Origin of the sequence: Planococcus sp. 1R117A, assembly GCF_051417975.1 — a bacterium.
Taxonomy (GTDB): Bacteria; Bacillota; Bacilli; order Bacillales_A; family Planococcaceae; genus Planococcus; species Planococcus shenhongbingii.
Genome location: NZ_JBPRLO010000009.1, coordinates 23,122 through 41,276 on the forward strand (window position 1 = coordinate 23,122; position 18,155 = coordinate 41,276).

Consider the following 18,155-nt stretch of genomic DNA (forward strand, 5'->3'; position numbering starts at 1 on the left):
GAAAGACATGAATTTTACTGCAATAAAAAATCCCTCGCTGAATGCGAAGGATTTCCACTACATATGAATCGGTATTAAGTTTGTTGCTGTTTTTGTTCATACGCTGCGATGTAGTCATCGTATTGAAACGTCAAAGCAATCTCATCCCAGCCTTTGAGCAGCATTTCTTTCCAATACGGATCAATTGTGAATTCATAATGGCTTCCGTCTTGCGCGGTTACCGTCTGCTCTTCCAAATTGACTTCCAGCTGAAAGCTTTCTTTTTGCCCTTTTTGAATCAATTCATCGACTTCCTGATCCGTTAAGCGAATAGGCAGAATGCCGTTTTTCACACAGTTATTATAGAAGATATCTGCATAGCTTGGTGCTATAACAACATTAAATCCATAATCTTGAATTGCCCACGGAGCATGTTCGCGTGAAGAGCCGCAGCCAAAATTCTCTTGTGCGACCAAAATTTCGGAGCCCTTGTAACGCGGTTCGTTGAGGACAAAGTCTTCTCTCGGTGTGCCATCCTGATGGAAGCGCCAATGATAAAACAAATATTTCCCGAACCCTGTACGTTCGATGCGCTTTAAAAACTCTTTAGAAATAATTTGGTCTGTATCCACATTTTTTCGGTCAAGCGGCGTCATAATGCTTGTGATTTTGTTGATTGGCTTCATGTACTTTGCCTCCTTGTCCACTTTATCTATGCTGTTGGCACTGGTTCTTTCATAAAATTACGAACATCTGTCAAATGCCCTTCAATTGCAGCAGCTGCTGCCATGACTGGACTGACCAAATGCGTCATAGAACCCGCTCCTTGGCGCCCTTCAAAGTTCCGGTTTGAAGTGGAAGCACAGCGTTCTCCTGCAGGCACAGAATCTTCGTTCATTGCCAAACACATACTACATCCTGTTTCCCGCCATTCGAACCCAGCTTCCAGGAAGATTTTATCCAATCCTTCTGCTTCTGCTGTCCGTTTCACCGATTCTGATCCTGGAACAACTATGGCAGTTACCGATGGATGCACTTTTTTCCCTTCGACAATTGCACTCGCAGCTCTCAAATCTCCAATACGTGCATTGGTACAGGAACCGATAAAGACATGTTGGATATCGATGGAAGATAATGGTGCACCTTGTTCTAGCTGCATATACGCTAAAGCCTGCTTTAATGCATCGCGGTCCGCTTGTTTGTCATAGTCTGCTTCGTAAGGCACATGGCCTGCGATGCCTGATCCCATCGAAGGGTTCGTTCCCCAAGTAACAAAAGGAGAAATTTCATCCGCATGAATGCTGAGCGACACATCGTACGTAGCTCCTTCTTCAGTTGCTAATGCTTTCCACCTAGCGGCTTCCTGTTCAAACGCTTCACCTTTTGGCACATGTCTGCGGCCTCTCAAGTATTCGACGGTCGTTTCATCCGGACTGATCAATCCGGCACGAGCACCAGCTTCAATTGACATATTGCAAATAGTCATGCGTTCCTCCATAGAAAGTTTGCGAATGGCATCTCCTGTGTATTCCACAATATGTCCAGTCCCCATATCAACACCGAACTTCGCGATAATCGCTAAAATTACATCTTTAGCAGAAACTCCGAAGCCCAGTTCGCCGTCAATGCGGATTTCCATCGTTTTTGGTTTTGATTGCCAAAGAGTTTGAGTTGAAAGGACATGCTCTACTTCACTGGTGCCAATTCCAAATGCCAAAGCGCCAAACGCTCCGTGAGTGGAGGTATGGCTATCTCCGCAGACAATTGTTTTGCCTGGCTGTGTAAGCCCCAGCTCTGGTCCGATGACGTGGACAATTCCTTGGTCTGGGTGATTGATGCCGGCAAGCGGAACGCCGAACTCATCACAATTTTGCTGGAGAGTCTTAATTTGCTTGCGGGAAATTGGATCTGTGATCGTTTCTCGGTTTCTCGTCGGCACATTATGGTCCATCGTCGCAAAACACAAGTCCGGCCGGCGCACTTTGCGGCCATTTAGCCGAAGCCCTTCGAATGCCTGAGGCGAAGTGACTTCGTGCAATAAATGAAGGTCGATGTAAAGGAGATCCGGCTTTCCTTGCTCTTCGTATACAATATGCTGTTCCCAAATCTTTTCGATAATCGTTTTCGCCATGCAAAACTCTCCTTTCAATCAAACATAAGAATACATGATATGTTCTGAAACAAATTCTCTTTCCAACTCTTCAATCACTTTTGTAACGAATCGATCAGTTGATACAACATGCTTGCCTTCAACCGACAAATCACCTGTGCAATAACCATCCTCCAACACACTCATAACCGCTTCTTCGATTGCCGCCGCTTCCGTATGCATGCTGAACGAATGTCGCAGCATCATCGCTGCCGATAAAATAGCAGCGGACGGGTTAGCTTTGTTCTGCCCTGCGATATCAGGAGCCGAACCATGTACCGGCTCATATAGACCAAATCCATCTGAACGAACACTTGCTGAAGGTAGCATACCAAGTGAACCTGTGATAACTGAAGCTTCATCGCTTAGAATGTCACCAAACATATTTTCAGTAACTACGACATCAAACTGGCGTGGATCCGTGATCAGTTTCATCGCTGCTGAATCGACCAGCATATGTTCTACTTCAACATCCGGATAAGCTGCTTTCCGTTCTTCCACTACTTCGCGCCATAGTTTGCTTGTTTCCAGCACATTTGCTTTATCAACTGAAGTTACTTTCCCTCTTCGTGTGCGGGCAATTTCAAACGCCTGATCGACAATCCGTTCAATTTCTTCGCGTGTATAAACGAGTGTATCGATTCCCGCCTTTTCTGTCCGGCGTTTAGGTTCGCCAAAATACAAGCCGCTTGTCAGCTCACGCACAATTACCATGTCCACTTCTTTTGCCACTTCTTCTTTTAATGGAGAAGATCCAAGCAAAGCAGGAATTGCCTTGACCGGCCGGATATTTGCAAACAAATCGAAATGCTTCCGGATGTTCAGCAAACCTTTTTCCGGGCGAAGATGCCCTGGATTTTGGTCCCACTTCGAACCTCCGACAGCGCCGAGGAGAATCGCGTCGCTCGCCGTGCATGCGGCAATGGTTTCGTCAGGCAGCGGATTGTTATGCGCATCGACTGCACTGCCTCCGATCAACGCGTGTTTCAAATGAAAAGTATGTCCATAACGCATTGCAATGGATTGCAGCACTTTTACTGCCGCATCTGTTACTTCTGGTCCGATTCCGTCTCCTGGCAATACCGCTATTGTTTTTTTCATTTTAAATTCCTCCTCTTTCGATTGCTTTGCTTTTTATATCGCTGTGACTTTTAATTTTTGCCCTGATTTAACCAATTGACGATTGACTGTGTTCAAATAAGCTTTTGCTGTTGCTTCCAAAACATCTTGTGCCACATCGCGACCCGTTACCGTTTCGCCATCATACGTCATATTGATGACCGCTTCGCCAAGTGCATCGCGCCCTTTGCCGATTGACGTTACCCGATAATCCAGAATATGGACTTCGCCGGCTACAATGCGCTCTAACGTATTGAATATCGCTTCCACCGATCCTGCGCCTGTTGCAGCTTCTGTTACCAATTCGCCGCTCGGCTGATAAGCAGAAACTGTAGCTGTCGGGATATTTGCTGTACCATAATGAACTTGTACATTTTCCAATTTATAGACCGGTATTTCGCTGTCATTAATTTGCTGATCGGTTAACAAAACTAGCAAATCATCTTCCACTATTACTTTTTTGCGATCCGCTAGTTTCTTAAATTCCACAAAAGCTTTTTTCAGCTTTTCATCACTCAACTCAAAGCCCATTTTAAGTGCGCGGTCTTTGAAGGCATGTCTGCCGGAATGTTTACCGAGCACCAATTCAGTTTTTGCATCACCAATCAATTCCGGCGTAATAATTTCATACGTCAACGGATTTTTTAGCATGCCATCCTGATGTATGCCTGATTCGTGGGCGAAAGCATTTTTTCCGACAACAGCTTTATTCGGCTGAATCAAGCTGCCTGTCAACTGGCTTACCAATTGACTTGTGCGCTTAATTTCTTTTAGCTGAATGCCGGTTTCAGTTTCATAAACTTGCTTGCGAATATGAAGAGCGACTGCAATTTCTTCAAGAGCTACGTTTCCGGCGCGTTCTCCAATGCCGTTAATCGTGCCTTCTATTTGAGTTGCACCATTTTCAATAGCAGCTAGTGTATTTGCTGTAGCCATTCCTAAATCGTTATGGCAATGCGCTGAAAGCTTGACGTTTTCAATACCGATAACATTTTCCGATATATAGCGGAATAGCGCACCGTATTCATGTGGTGTGGCGTAACCTACTGTATCCGGCAGATTAATTGTAGTGGCGCCCGCTTTAATAACTTCACGGATGATGCGTGCCAGAAATTCCGGTTCGGAACGGGAAGCATCTTCTGCCGACCACTGGACAAGCGGGAAAAACTGCTTGGCGTATTTGACAGAAGCTACAGCGGTTTCAATTACTTGTTCTGGTGTTTTCATCAATTTATGTTCCATATGAATCGGTGAAGTTGCCAAGAAAATGTGGACATGGGGCTGTTCGCCGCCTTTTAATGCTTCCCATGCAGTGGAAATATCACTTTCAACCGAACGGGCCAAGCCCGTCACGATTGAATTTTTCACTGTGCCTGCGATGCGTTGAACTGCATCGAAATCTCCTGGTGAAGCTGCTGGAAATCCTGACTCAATGATCGTAGCCCCAAAACGTTCGAGTTGGCGGGCGATTTCGATTTTCTCAGCAGTATTCAAGTTGATCCCGGCCGACTGTTCTCCGTCCCTTAGCGTTGTATCAAAGATGTCAATTTTGCGCACTAGCAACCACCTCTTTTGTTTTTGTCTTCTTGCCTTCATTTACAAACGGCATCATCTCACGAAGCACTCGGCCTACTTGCTCGATTTGATGATTTTCTTCCGCTTTTTCGATAGCTGTGAATTCCGGACGATTCAATTGATTTTCAAGCAACCAGCCTTTTGCGAATTTTCCTGTTTGGATGTCAGTCAAAACATCTTTCATGCGTTCTTTAGTTGCTGCATCGACAATGCGAGGGCCTGAAACGAAATCTCCCCACTGAGCTGTATCAGAGATTGAATAACGCATTCCTGAAAGTCCGCCTTCATACATCAAATCAACAATCAATTTCAGTTCGTGCATGCATTCGAAGTAAGCCACTTCCGGCTGATAGCCTGCTTCCACTAATGTTTCAAATCCAGCTTTCACAAGTGATGTCACACCGCCACAAAGCACTGCTTGTTCACCAAATAGATCTGTTTCTGTTTCTTCTTTAAATGTTGTTTCAAGAACACCAGCGCGCGCAGCACCAATTCCTTTTGCGTAAGCAAGAGCCACTTCTTGCGCTTGTCCTGTAACGTCTTGGTGGATGGCGATCAATGCCGGAACCCCTGCTCCCGCTTCGTATGTACGGCGAACAAGATGACCTGGACCTTTTGGTGCTACCAAGAATACATCTACATCTTCCGGAGCAACGATTTGGTTGAAATGAACATTAAAGCCGTGAGCAAAAACAAGTGATTTTCCAGCAGTCAATGCCGGTTTGATTTCTTCATTGTAGATTTTCGTTTGTTTTTCGTCCGGCACCAAAATCATGATGACATCTGCTGCTTGTGCTGCTTCTGCTACTGTTGTTACGTTCATGCCGTCTTCTTGTGCTTGGTTAAAAGATTTCCCTGGTCTTACGCCAACAACTACATCAAATCCTGATTCTTTTAAGTTTTGTGCGTGTGCGTGTCCTTGAGAACCATATCCGATAATTGCGATTGTTTTTCCTTCTAATACCTGCTCGTTTACGTCTTGGTTATAATACATTTTTGCCATTTTTAATTTCCTCCTCGAGTGTTTGGGTTTTTATATAATAGACATTTGCTCGGTTTGTGCTTTTTGCGTTTCCCGGACAAATGCTGATACACCAGTTCTAGTAATTTCCTTAATGCCATATGGTCTCATTAAATCAATAAATGCTTCAATCTTCTCTGGATCGCCTGCTACCTGGAAGGTAGTCACATTCTTGCTCATATCTACCACTGTTGCACGGAAAGGTTCAACAATGGTATAAATTTCATTCCGGGCCGCAGGTGATGATGCCACTTTTACGATTGCCAGTTCTCTCAGCACCATGGCTTTGTCTGTAATATCGTGCACTTTAATGACATCAATTTGTTTTTGCAGCTGCTTTAACAACTGTTCCAGCTTCCCTTCATTGTCGACATTTACGATAAAGGTCATTTTCGACATTCCAGGTTGTTCCGTATGTCCGACAGATATGCTTTCGATGTTGAATTGCCGTTTCATTAACAGGCCGGTCACCCGGTTCAACACGCCGCTTTGATTAAGTACCGTTGTTGTTATAACTCGTCTCATTCACCTTTCACTCCGATCATTTCATTCAACCCCTTGCCTGGCGCGACCATTGGATAAACATTTTCCATTTGCACCACCCGGCAATCAATCAATACCGGACCGTCGGAAGCAAATGCTTCTGCAAATACTTTTTCGGCTTCTTCCATAGTTTCCACTTTGTAGCCTTCAATGTCATAAGCTTGCGCCAGCTTCACAAAGTCCGGCTGTACATGAATCAACGATTGGGAATACCGCTCTTCGTAGAATGTTTCTTGCCACTGTCTTACCATTCCGAGGCTTTGGTTGTTCAAAATCACCACTTTCACCGGAAGGCGCAGCTCCTGCAGTAGCGATAGTTCCTGCAGCGTCATCTGAAAACCGGCATCTCCGACAACCGCTACGACGGTGTCACTCGGTTTTGCCAGCTGCGCTCCAATCGCTGCCGGGAATCCGAATCCCATCGTCCCTAAACCGCCTGATGTTACCCAATTATGCGGATGATTGAATTTGTAATACTGAGCTGTCCACATTTGATGTTGTCCAACATCTGTCGTAACGACTGCATCCCCTCCTGTTAAGCGATGGATCAATTCCACTGCCTGCTGCGGAAGAATTCCCCGTTCCTTGTCGGCTTTGTAATGGAGTGGATATTTCACTTGATTGGCCGACAGATGCTTCAACCAGTCGGTTGTATCCGGTGATTCCAGGTGCTGATTTAGCAATTCCTTCAATGCTTCTTTAGCATCTGCCACAATTGGAATAGCTGTCGGAACGTTCTTTCCAATTTCCGCAGGATCGATATCGATATGAATTACTTTTGCATTTGGTGCAAAACTTGCGAGATTGCCGGTGAGCCGGTCATCAAACCGGGCACCGATGTTCAAGAGAACATCGCATTCGCAAATTGCGGTATTGGCTGTATACGTTCCGTGCATGCCAGCCATTCCAAGAAACAGAGGATGTTCGCCTCCAATTGATCCAAGCCCCAGCAATGTATTCGTAACCGGAATTTCATGTCTTTCTACAAACGCTTGAAGCTCTGCTGTTGCTTGAGCTGCTAAAACTCCGGCTCCAGCTAGGATCAGCGGTTTTTTAGATTCCGCCAACGCTTGCACGGCTTTTTGGATCTGCAGATAATTCGGGTTAGTTGTAGGCTGATAACCTGGCAAGTAAACTTCCTGATCTTGCGGGTGGTCTGCTATAAACATTTCTGTCGAAATATTTTTTGGAATGTCTACAACAACCGGTCCAGGCCGTCCTGTTGAAGCGATGTAAAATGCTTCTTTGATTATTCTTGGGAAATCTGCCACACTTTTTACTTGATAATTATGTTTTGTAATCGGCTGGGTGATACCGATGATATCTGCTTCCTGAAAAGCGTCTGTTCCGATTACGGTACTGGCAACTTGTCCGGTAAACACTACGAGCGGCAGCGAATCAAGCATAGCATCCGCGATACCGGTCACGAGGTTCGTCGCCCCCGGCCCCGATGTTGCAATCACAACTCCTGTTTTGCCTGACACCCGAGCATATCCTTCGGCTGCGTGTATGGCACCTTGCTCATGTCTCGCAAGCACGTGCCGGATTGGATTTCTATGCAACGCATCGTAAATGGGTAGTACAGCCCCTCCCGGATAACCGAAAATCACTTCAACACCCTGCTCTTTCAATGACTGAATCAGGACATCAGCCCCACTGCCTTGCAACTTCTGCTTCGTTTCTTCTCTTACTTCAACGTTTACGCCCAATCTGTCCGCCTCCTTTTGGATTATGTCTTTGGTAGAATAAAAAAAGCTTTTTCATCCTACACAAAGAAACTTGTTCTTTGTATAGGGATGAAAAAGCTTCATGGTACCACCCTATTTCGCCGCGCAACCGCAGCCTCACAGATAAGCTATGCTTATCCTTTGCTAACGGTAACCTAATCGAGCCGGCTACCGGGAATGCCTAAACGGTAAAAACCTTTCAGCACTCCACTCAGAGGGGATGTCGTAAATGGGAGTATTGCCGGCTTCCACCTATACCGGCTCTCTGTGAATACAATTTCCATTTACTTTAACCTCGTCATTGAGTTGACGTTATATAATTTTAGTTGTTTTGATGGCTTTTGTTTAAACTACATTCAAGTGTTCTGCATATACCTTTACTCCATCTTGCTGAACTAATTCACGGAAAGATACGAGCAAATCGTTTGTCACAGGACCTGGTTTTCCGTCTCCTATCACTCGTCCATCCACTTTAACGACTGCAATCACTTCTGCAGCTGTTCCAGTTAAGAAAACTTCATCAGCGACATAAACATCGTGTCTTGTGAAAACAGCTTCCTGTACTTCATAACCTTTTTTAGCTGCAATCTCCATAATAGCGTTTCGGGTAATTCCCTCAAGCGCTCCTACATAACCAGGTGGTGTGAGCAATTTTTTCTTGCGTACGATGAAAATATTATCCGCTGATCCTTCAGCTACATATCCTTGATCATTAAGCATGAGTGCTTCTGATACGCCAGCTAAGCTCGCTTCTATTTTAACTAGGATATTGTTCATATAATTTAATGATTTAACTTTTGGACTTAGGACATCTGATCGGCTCCGTCTTGTCGCAACGGATACAATTTCAATTCCTGAATCATATAGAGCTTTTGGGAATAAAGATAATGGTTCTGCAATTACAATGACATTAGGTGTTCCACAACTTAAAGGATCAAGACCAAGATTTCCAACTCCTCTTGAAACCACCAGACGAATGTAAGCATCTTTTAATTTATTCTGGCGGAGAGTCTCAACAACCAAGTTGGTCATTTCTTCGAAAGTGTGTGGAATTTCAAGCATCACTGATTTTGCTGAATCATAAAGACGTTCTAAATGTTCCTCTAATCGAAATACGTTTCCGTTGTAAGAACGAATTCCTTCGAACACTCCGTCTCCGTATAAAAACCCATGATCGTAAACCGAAACTTTAGCGTCTTCTTTTCTAACAAATTCACCGTTCATATAGATTACTTGTTGTTCCATACTTCCCACTTCTTTCTCCAAAAGTTTATTCTTGCTCCTTAAATTCTTATTTACTTTCTGTAAATTGTTGTTATCATATCGCCTATTTTGAAAGGTGTCAACAGCGTTTGTTGGACTTTTTAGTCTATTTTGAACATTATCCAAAAATGTATCCGCTTCCAATGTTGCAACATCAAGGTTTTGAGAGTATTTAAAAAAATATGAATTTTTTTGAATGCAGTATATTACATTCTACCGAAGAACAAAATAAAAGTCGATATTTACTTGCTTTCCTTCCACAAAAAAATCCCCTGACTCATAAAAATGAGTCAGGGGATTTGAAATTCAAGCAAAAATTACTTCTGAATTGAAGCAACTACTCCAGCGCCTACAGTACGGCCGCCTTCGCGAATAGAGAATTTAGTTCCTTCTTCAAGAGCGATTGGAGAAATCAAAGAAACTGTCATTTCGATGTTGTCTCCTGGCATAACCATTTCTACGCCTTCAGGAAGGTTACAAACGCCAGTTACGTCAGTTGTACGGAAGTAGAACTGCGGACGGTAGTTTGTAAAGAATGGAGTGTGACGTCCACCCTCTTCTTTTGAAAGAACATAAACTTCAGCAGTGAATTCAGTGTGTGGAGTGATTGTGCCTGGTTTAGCCAATACTTGTCCACGTTGTACGTCGTCACGAGAAACCCCGCGAAGAAGAGCACCGATGTTGTCGCCAGCTTCAGCGTAGTCTAACAATTTACGGAACATTTCTACACCTGTTACAGTTGTAGATTTTGGTTCTTCAGTAAGACCGATGATGTCAACAGTGTCACCGATTTTAACTTGTCCGCGTTCAACGCGTCCAGTAGCAACCGTACCACGGCCAGTGATTGAGAATACGTCCTCAACTGGCATCATGAATGGTTTGTCAGTGTCACGTGGTGGAGTTGGAATGTACTCATCAACAGCGTTCATCAATTCCATGATTTTTTCTTCCCATTCCGCTTCTCCTTCAAGAGCTTTAAGAGCAGAACCTTTGATAACAGGAATGTCATCGCCAGGGAAGTCATATTCAGTAAGGAGATCGCGAACTTCCATTTCAACAAGCTCAAGAAGTTCTTCGTCGTCTACCATATCACATTTGTTCATGAATACTACTAGGTAAGGAACACCAACTTGACGTGAAAGTAGGATGTGCTCACGAGTTTGTGGCATTGGGCCGTCAGCAGCAGATACTACTAGGATCCCGCCGTCCATTTGTGCAGCACCAGTGATCATGTTTTTAACATAGTCAGCGTGTCCTGGGCAGTCAACGTGTGCGTAGTGACGACTAGCAGTTTCGTACTCAACGTGTGAAGTATTGATAGTGATACCGCGTTCTTTTTCTTCAGGTGCGTTGTCGATTTGGTCATAAGAACGAGCTTCTCCACCTGATGCTTTAGCAAGAACTGTAGCGATTGCAGCAGTTAAAGTTGTTTTACCATGGTCAACGTGACCGATTGTACCAATATTCGCATGTGTTTTAGAGCGATCAAATTTAGCTTTTCCCATTAGAAAAATCCTCCTCAAAATATAAGTTGATTAGTTGTTTGAAGCGCCGGAATAACAGGGCCCTATTATTCCAGGCATACAAACTATTTATACTTTATTAAAGATCAAAATTCAATTATTGACCTTTATTTTTTTTGATAATTTCTTCAGAAATTGATTTTGGTACTTCTTCATAATGATCGAAGTGCATTGAGAACACACCACGGCCTTGCGTGTTAGAACGCAATGAAGTTGCATAACCAAACATTTCTGCAAGAGGAACCATAGCACGGACAACTTGCGCGTTTCCGCGAGCATCCATACCTTCTACACGGCCACGGCGTGACGTGATGTCACCCATGATATCTCCAAGGTATTCCTCAGGGATAACAACCTCAACGCGCATAATTGGCTCAAGAAGAACTGGGTTAACTTTAGAAATAGCGTTTTTAAGAGCCATTGAAGCAGCTACTTTAAAGGCCATTTCGTTGGAGTCAACATCATGGTAAGAACCATCGAACAATTTAGCTTTGATATCAATCAATGGATATCCGGCAATAACACCGTTGTCTAGAGAGTCGCGAAGACCCGCTTCAACAGCTGGGATGTATTCACGTGGAACAACACCACCAACGATCGCATTTTCAAATTCAAAACCTGCTCCTTCTTCGTTTGGAGAAAATTCAATCCAAACGTGTCCGAATTGTCCGCGTCCACCAGATTGGCGTACAAATTTACCTTCGACTTGTGCAGAGCTGCGGAATGTCTCACGGTATGATACCTGAGGAGCACCCACGTTAGCTTCTACGTTAAACTCACGGCGCATACGGTCAACAAGGATATCAAGGTGAAGTTCACCCATACCAGCGATGATTACTTGACCAGTTTCCTGATCTGTATGTGCACGGAAAGTCGGATCTTCTTCTTGCAGTTTCGCAAGGGCTTGACCCATTTTGTCTTGATCCGCTTTTGATTTCGGCTCTACTGACAATGAGATAACTGGTTCCGGGAATACCATGCGCTCTAGGATTACTTGGTTTTTCTCGTCACTTAAAGTATCTCCAGTAGAAGTATCTTTTAAGCCGATTGCAGCAGCGATATCTCCACAATACACTTCAGAGATCTCTTCACGAGAGTTCGCGTGCATTTGCAGGATACGACCTACGCGTTCACGCTTGCCTTTTGATGAGTTCTGAACATATGATCCAGATTTAAGAGATCCAGAATATACGCGGAAGAATGTTAGTTTCCCTACGTATGGATCTGTCATAACTTTAAATGCTAGCGCAGAGAACGGCTCATCTTCGCTAGGGCGGCGAATTACTTCTTCTTCTGAATCAGGAAGAACACCAGTCATTGGTGGTACATCAAGAGGTGATGGCAGGTAATCAATTACTGCATCAAGCATTAATTGAACACCTTTGTTCTTGAATGCAGTTCCGCATACCACTGGGTAAAACTCAACTGCCAACGTTCCTTTACGGATTGCTGCTTTAAGTTCTTCTACAGTGATTTCTTCCCCACCAAGATATTTTTCCATCAAATCTTCATCTAGCTCAGCAACAGCTTCCACTAGTTTAGTGTGCCATTCTTCAGCTAACTCTTTATAATCTTCCGGAATTTCTCCGTCAGTGATTTCAGTTCCCAAATCGTTTGCATAGAAACGCGCGCTCATTTCAACAAGGTCAATAATCCCTGTGAAATCTTCTTCTGCACCGATTGGTAATTGAATTGGGTGAGCATTTGCTTGCAGGCGGTCATGTAATGTACCTACAGAATAAAGGAAATCTGCACCGATTTTATCCATTTTATTGACGAATACAACACGTGGTACGCCGTATGTTGTTGCTTGACGCCATACTGTTTCAGTTTGTGGTTCAACACCCGATTGAGCATCAAGAACTGTAACAGCACCATCAAGTACACGCAATGAACGTTCAACTTCAACAGTGAAGTCTACGTGTCCAGGAGTATCAATGATATTGACCCGGTGTCCTTTCCATGAAGCAGTTGTAGCAGCAGAAGTAATCGTGATTCCACGCTCTTGCTCTTGCTCCATCCAGTCCATTTGAGAAGCACCTTCATGCGTTTCACCGATTTTGTGAATACGGCCTGTGTAGTATAAAATACGCTCCGTAGTAGTCGTTTTACCGGCATCAATGTGTGCCATGATTCCGATATTACGTGTTTTGTCTAAGGAGAACTCTCTAGCCATGTTGTTTTTCTCCTTCCATTTCGGATTAAGATTTTAACATCTTGAAAGAAATTACCAGCGGTAATGAGCAAACGCTTTGTTCGCTTCTGCCATTTTGTGAATATCTTCACGTTTTTTAACTGAAGCTCCAGTGTTGTTTGCAGCATCAAGAATTTCGTTAGCCAAACGCTCTTCCATTGTTTTTTCTCCACGCAGGCGTGAATAGTTTACAAGGTAGCGAAGACCTAAAGTTGTACGGCGTTCAGGGCGAACTTCAACCGGTACTTGATAGTTAGCTCCACCAACACGGCGTGCGCGAACTTCAAGAACTGGCATTACGTTTGTTAACGCTTGTTCGTATACTTCAATTGGATCTTTACCGCTGCGTTCTTTAACTAATTCAAACGCTCCGTATAGAATCTTTTGTGAAGTACCTCTTTTTCCGTCAACCATCATTTTATTAATTAAGCGTGTCACCAATTTGGAATTATAAATCGGATCTGGCAACACGTCACGTTTCGATACAGGACCTTTACGAGGCATGTGTGTTCCTCCTTTCAACGAAATTACTTCGTTATTTCAAATAATTATTTTTTTACTTTTGGACGTTTTGTTCCGTATAAAGAACGGCTTTGCATACGGCCGTTAACTCCAGCAGTATCAAGTGCTCCACGTACGATATGGTAACGCACACCCGGTAAATCTTTTACGCGTCCGCCGCGTAGAAGAACTACACTGTGCTCTTGAAGGTTGTGGCCTTCTCCAGGGATGTAAGCATTAACCTCAATTTGGTTTGTTAACCGTACACGTGCGTATTTACGCAAGGCAGAGTTAGGTTTCTTTGGTGTCATTGTACCAACACGTGTACAAACTCCGCGTTTTTGTGGAGAGCTTACATTAGTCTGAGACTTTTTGAAGCTGTTATATCCTTTGTTCAACGCTGGTGAGTCTGATTTAGTGCTTTTTGGTTTACGAGGCTTGTTAACTAATTGGTTAATTGTAGGCATCGATTTTTCCTCCTCTCAAAAGGTGTTCTAATTCCACATATCCAGGTGGATCATTTTTTGGGTAAAAACAAAGTCTTTGTGTTTTCTACACAAAAACTGTCATCCAGTAATCGCTACAGCAGCTGCTCCGACATGAATGCCGTATGCTTTGCCAAGCTTTAAGCGTGATTCTGCAAATTCGACCGGAATACCTTTTTCTCTAGCTAGCTGAATAATCTGTTCGGTCATTCGATCGTCCGCGTCCTTTGCCACTATTACCTCTCGGACAATACCGCTTTTTAAAGCTTTTACTGTTTGCTTTGTACCTATGATTGTTTTACTTGCCTGCTTTACTTTTTCATAAGACATTTGCATATCCTCCAAAGTGTCAGACGGTTAAACCATCAACCCTCAACATATTATCATTGTATGAATTTGATGTCAACAATATTCTTAAAAAATTCCGGGGAGTTTGGAAAAGGCTCCCCGGAAAAGATTAGTTTATGACTCTGTGCCGACGATTTCTTGTTGTGCTTCTTTTTCACTTCGCGCAATTTTAATTTGGCGATAACGCTGCATTCCTGTTCCAGCTGGAATAAGTTTGCCGATGATGACGTTCTCTTTAAGACCTAACAACTCATCACGTTTCCCTTTAATCGCTGCATCTGTGAGGACACGTGTCGTTTCTTGGAATGATGCGGCTGATAGGAATGATTCTGTTTCAAGAGAAGCTTTGGTAATACCAAGAATAACTGGGCGGCTCGTTGCTGGCAAATTGCCTTCTAAAACTGCCTTTTTATTCGCTTCTGAGAACTGGTGAATATCCAAAAGTGAACCTGGCAACAAGTCGGTATCGCCGGCTTCAATAACACGGACTTTACGGAACATTTGACGGACCATAACTTCTACGTGCTTATCGCCGATTTCAACCCCCTGCATACGGTATACTTTTTGAACTTCTTTCAGTAAATACAGTTGAACAGATTGAACATCTTTTACTTGAAGCAATTGTTTCGGATCAATCGAACCATCAGTTAATACTTCACCTCGGCGGATAACATCATCCACTTGGACTTTTAGGCGGGCATTATATGGCGCCAAGTACTTACGTGTTTCGACATCTCCTTGAATTGTGATCTCTTTTTGGCCTTCGCGAATTTCATCTACTTCGGTAACGGTACCGTTAATTTCAGAAATTACTGCTTGACCTTTTGGATTCCGCGATTCAAAAATTTCCTGGATACGTGGAAGACCTTGTGTAATATCGTCTCCCGCAACCCCACCTGTATGGAAAGTACGCATTGTAAGCTGAGTTCCCGGTTCACCGATTGATTGAGCAGCAATGATTCCAACTGCTTCGCCCACTTCAACTTCGTCACCAGTCGCTAAGTTAGTGCCGTAACATTTCTTACATACGCCGTGTTTCGTATTACATGTAAACGCTGAACGGATTGTTACTTCCTTGATTCCTGCCTCCATAATCAAGCGAGTCAAGTCCTGAGTAATCAATTCGTCTTTTGCTACAATTACTTCTTTTGTTTCAGGATGGCGGATTGTTTTCTTCGCATGGCGGCCTACAATACGCTCGTCCAGTTCCTCGATTACTTCCGTACCTTCCATCAATGCCCCAACAAGCAGCCCTCGGTCTGTTCCACAATCGTTTTCTCGGACGATAGCATCTTGTGCCACGTCAACCAAACGGCGCGTCAAGTAACCTGAATCGGCAGTTTTCAATGCAGTATCGGCCAGACCTTTACGTGCACCGTGAGTAGAGATGAAGTATTCGAGTACCGTCAGACCCTCACGGAATGAAGATTTAATCGGAAGTTCGATAATGCGTCCAGCCGGGTTGGCCATAAGTCCGCGCATACCAGCAAGCTGAGTAAAGTTGGATGCGTTACCTCGGGCTCCGGAATCACTCATCATGTAAATTGGGTTCAATTTATCAAGAGAAGCCATCAGTTTTTCCTGAATGATATCTTTTGCGCTGCTCCAATGTGAGATGACGCGTGCATAACGTTCTTCCTCAGTAATCAATCCACGTCGGAACTGTTTCATAACTTTATCTACGTTTGCTTGCGCTTCAACAAGGATTTCATTTTTATCAGGAAGTACGACAATATCTGCAACTCCAACTGTAATACCAGCTTGTGTTGAGTATTTGAATCCAAGTGTCTTCATACGGTCAAGCATTCTTGAGGTTTCAGTAATATGGAAACGTTTGAATACTTCAGCGATGATTTCTCCAAGAATTTTTTTCTTGAATGGCGTTACCAGCTCAGCTTCCGCAATATGAGTACGGATATCTGTTGTAGTTGGCACGAAATATTTAGCTGGCGTTTCCACCTGCAAATTATAATCGGTTGGTTCGTTAATATACGGGAAAGACTCCGGCAGAATTTCATTGAAAATAATTTTACCGACAGATGTCAATAAAAGCATTTTGTTTTCTTCTTCTGTAAACGTCGGATTCTTTAAAGAACCAGCAAGAATTGCAATTCTTGTGTGCAAGTGAACATGTCCTGTCTGGTAAGCGACAAACGCTTCTTCAGGCCCAGAGAATGTTGCACCTTCACCTGTAGCACCTTTGCGCTCAAGAGTCAGGTAATAGTTTCCTAGAACCATATCCTGAGATGGAGTTACAACGGGTTTCCCGTCTTTCGGGTTCAAGATATTCTGAGCAGCAAGCATAAGAAGTCGAGCTTCAGCTTGTGCTTCAGAAGAAAGCGGTACGTGAACAGCCATTTGGTCACCGTCGAAATCGGCGTTGTATGCAGTACATACTAACGGATGTAGACGGATTGCTTTACCTTCGACAAGTGTTGGCTCAAATGCTTGAATACCAAGTCTGTGAAGAGTCGGGGCACGGTTCAATAGAACCGGATGCTCCTTAATTACGTCTTCAAGTACATCCCAAACCTCTGAATGCAAACGCTCAATTTTACGTTTCGCGCTCTTAATATTATGCGCAAGACCTCGCTCAACAAGTTCTTTCATTACAAAAGGCTTGAATAACTCAATTGCCATTCCTTTCGGTAATCCGCACTGATACATCTTCAAGTTCGGTCCAACCACGATAACGGAACGGCCGGAATAGTCAACACGTTTACCAAGAAGGTTTTGACGGAAACGCCCTTGTTTCCCTTTCAACATATGAGAAAGAGATTTTAACGGACGGTTACCCGGTCCAGTAACAGGACGGCCGCGGCGGCCATTGTCGATCAATGCATCTACAGCTTCTTGAAGCATACGTTTTTCGTTTTGAACAATGATGCTTGGTGCACCAAGATCCAACAATCGTTTAAGGCGGTTGTTCCGGTTGATTACCCGGCGGTACAAATCATTCAAGTCAGAAGTTGCAAAACGTCCGCCATCTAATTGAACCATTGGGCGAAGTTCCGGTGGAATTACCGGCAAAACGTCCAGAATCATCCAATCCGGATTATTTCCGGAGTTGCGGAATGATTCCACTACTTCAAGGCGTTTGATTGCACGAGTACGGCGTTGGCCTTGAGCAGTTTTCAACTCTTCTTTTAACGAATCTGTTTCGCGTTCAAGGTCAATTTCCTGTAGAAGTCGCTTGATTGCTTCAGCACCCATTGCTGCTTGGAATTTTTTACCGAACTTATCGCGATAAGCGCGGTATTCTTTCTCAGAAAGAAGCTGTTTCTTTTCAAGCGGTGTGTCAGCAGGATCGATTACTACATAAGAAGCAAAATAAATAACTTCTTCCAACGAGCGCGGGGACATATCTAATATAAGGCCCATGCGGCTCGGAATTCCTTTGAAATACCAAATATGTGATACAGGAGCTGCAAGTTCAATATGGCCCATGCGTTCACGGCGTACTTTTGAACGAGTGACTTCAACGCCACAACGATCGCAGACTACACCTTTATAACGGACACGTTTGTATTTACCGCAATGGCATTCCCAGTCTTTTGTAGGACCGAAAATACGTTCACAGAACAAACCGTCTTTTTCTGGTTTTAACGTACGGTAGTTAATTGTTTCTGGCTTTTTGACTTCTCCATAAGACCATGAGCGGATTTTATCGGGTGACGCTAATCCGATTTTCATATACTCAAAATTGTTAACATCTATCAAGGAGCCTA

Annotated in this window: 14 protein-coding genes; all 14 read right to left on the reverse strand. The window is 43.7% G+C overall.

What is annotated here, in order from left to right; all coding sequences use genetic code 11:
- Positions 1-74: 74 nt before the first annotated feature.
- The 14 genes from leuD to rpoC all read right to left on the reverse strand — a co-directional run bounded on the left by leuD (position 75) and on the right by rpoC (position 18,147).
- Positions 75-665: a 3-isopropylmalate dehydratase small subunit gene (leuD, locus tag ACSFXN_RS18650; RefSeq protein WP_437151746.1), complete on the reverse strand. Its 591-nt coding sequence runs from the start codon at positions 663-665 to the stop codon at positions 75-77.
- Between the two features lie 26 nt (positions 666-691).
- Positions 692-2,110: a 3-isopropylmalate dehydratase large subunit gene (gene leuC / locus ACSFXN_RS18655; RefSeq protein ID WP_437151747.1), complete on the reverse strand. Its 1,419-nt coding sequence runs from the start codon at positions 2,108-2,110 to the stop codon at positions 692-694.
- A gap of 18 nt (positions 2,111-2,128) precedes the next feature.
- Entirely contained in the window at positions 2,129-3,229 is a 1,101-nt protein-coding gene (gene leuB / locus ACSFXN_RS18660) for a 3-isopropylmalate dehydrogenase (protein ID WP_437151748.1), read from the reverse strand.
- Between the two features lie 33 nt (positions 3,230-3,262).
- Complete coding sequence (locus ACSFXN_RS18665) at positions 3,263-4,804, reverse strand: 2-isopropylmalate synthase (RefSeq protein WP_437151749.1); 1,542 nt, start codon at positions 4,802-4,804, stop codon at positions 3,263-3,265.
- A complete protein-coding gene (ilvC, locus tag ACSFXN_RS18670) occupies positions 4,791-5,825 on the reverse strand; it encodes a ketol-acid reductoisomerase (protein WP_301857713.1) in 1,035 nt (344 codons plus the stop codon). Before ilvC ends, ACSFXN_RS18665 begins: the two co-directional genes overlap by 14 nt.
- A gap of 30 nt (positions 5,826-5,855) precedes the next feature.
- Complete coding sequence (gene ilvN, locus ACSFXN_RS18675) at positions 5,856-6,368, reverse strand: acetolactate synthase small subunit (protein WP_437151750.1); 513 nt, start codon at positions 6,366-6,368, stop codon at positions 5,856-5,858.
- On the reverse strand, positions 6,365-8,095 hold the full coding sequence (ilvB, locus tag ACSFXN_RS18680; protein ID WP_437151751.1) for a biosynthetic-type acetolactate synthase large subunit: 1,731 nt from the start codon (positions 8,093-8,095) through the stop codon (positions 6,365-6,367). Before ilvB ends, ilvN begins: the two co-directional genes overlap by 4 nt.
- 363 nt (positions 8,096-8,458) lie before the next feature.
- Positions 8,459-9,358, reverse strand: a complete 900-nt coding sequence (ilvE, locus tag ACSFXN_RS18685) for a branched-chain-amino-acid transaminase (protein ID WP_300990949.1) — start codon at positions 9,356-9,358, stop codon at positions 8,459-8,461.
- 335 nt (positions 9,359-9,693) lie between these two features.
- A complete protein-coding gene (gene tuf / locus ACSFXN_RS18690) occupies positions 9,694-10,881 on the reverse strand; it encodes an elongation factor Tu (RefSeq protein WP_437151752.1) in 1,188 nt (395 codons plus the stop codon).
- 115 nt (positions 10,882-10,996) lie between these two features.
- The gene (gene fusA / locus ACSFXN_RS18695) at positions 10,997-13,075 is read right to left on the reverse strand and encodes an elongation factor G (RefSeq protein WP_437151753.1); all 2,079 of its coding nucleotides are present in this window, start codon (positions 13,073-13,075) and stop codon (positions 10,997-10,999) included.
- 51 nt (positions 13,076-13,126) lie between these two features.
- A complete protein-coding gene (gene rpsG / locus ACSFXN_RS18700; RefSeq protein ID WP_036803872.1) occupies positions 13,127-13,597 on the reverse strand; it encodes a 30S ribosomal protein S7 in 471 nt (156 codons plus the stop codon).
- A 44-nt stretch (positions 13,598-13,641) separates the two neighbouring features.
- Entirely contained in the window at positions 13,642-14,061 is a 420-nt protein-coding gene (gene rpsL / locus ACSFXN_RS18705) for a 30S ribosomal protein S12 (protein WP_300990945.1), read from the reverse strand.
- Between the two features lie 99 nt (positions 14,062-14,160).
- The gene (locus ACSFXN_RS18710; protein WP_437151754.1) at positions 14,161-14,409 is read right to left on the reverse strand and encodes a 50S ribosomal protein L7ae-like protein; all 249 of its coding nucleotides are present in this window, start codon (positions 14,407-14,409) and stop codon (positions 14,161-14,163) included.
- 132 nt (positions 14,410-14,541) lie between these two features.
- Positions 14,542-18,147 (reverse strand): DNA-directed RNA polymerase subunit beta', encoded by a 3,606-nt coding sequence (gene rpoC, locus ACSFXN_RS18715; protein WP_437151755.1) that lies wholly within the window; start codon positions 18,145-18,147, stop codon positions 14,542-14,544.
- Positions 18,148-18,155 lie beyond the last annotated feature (8 nt).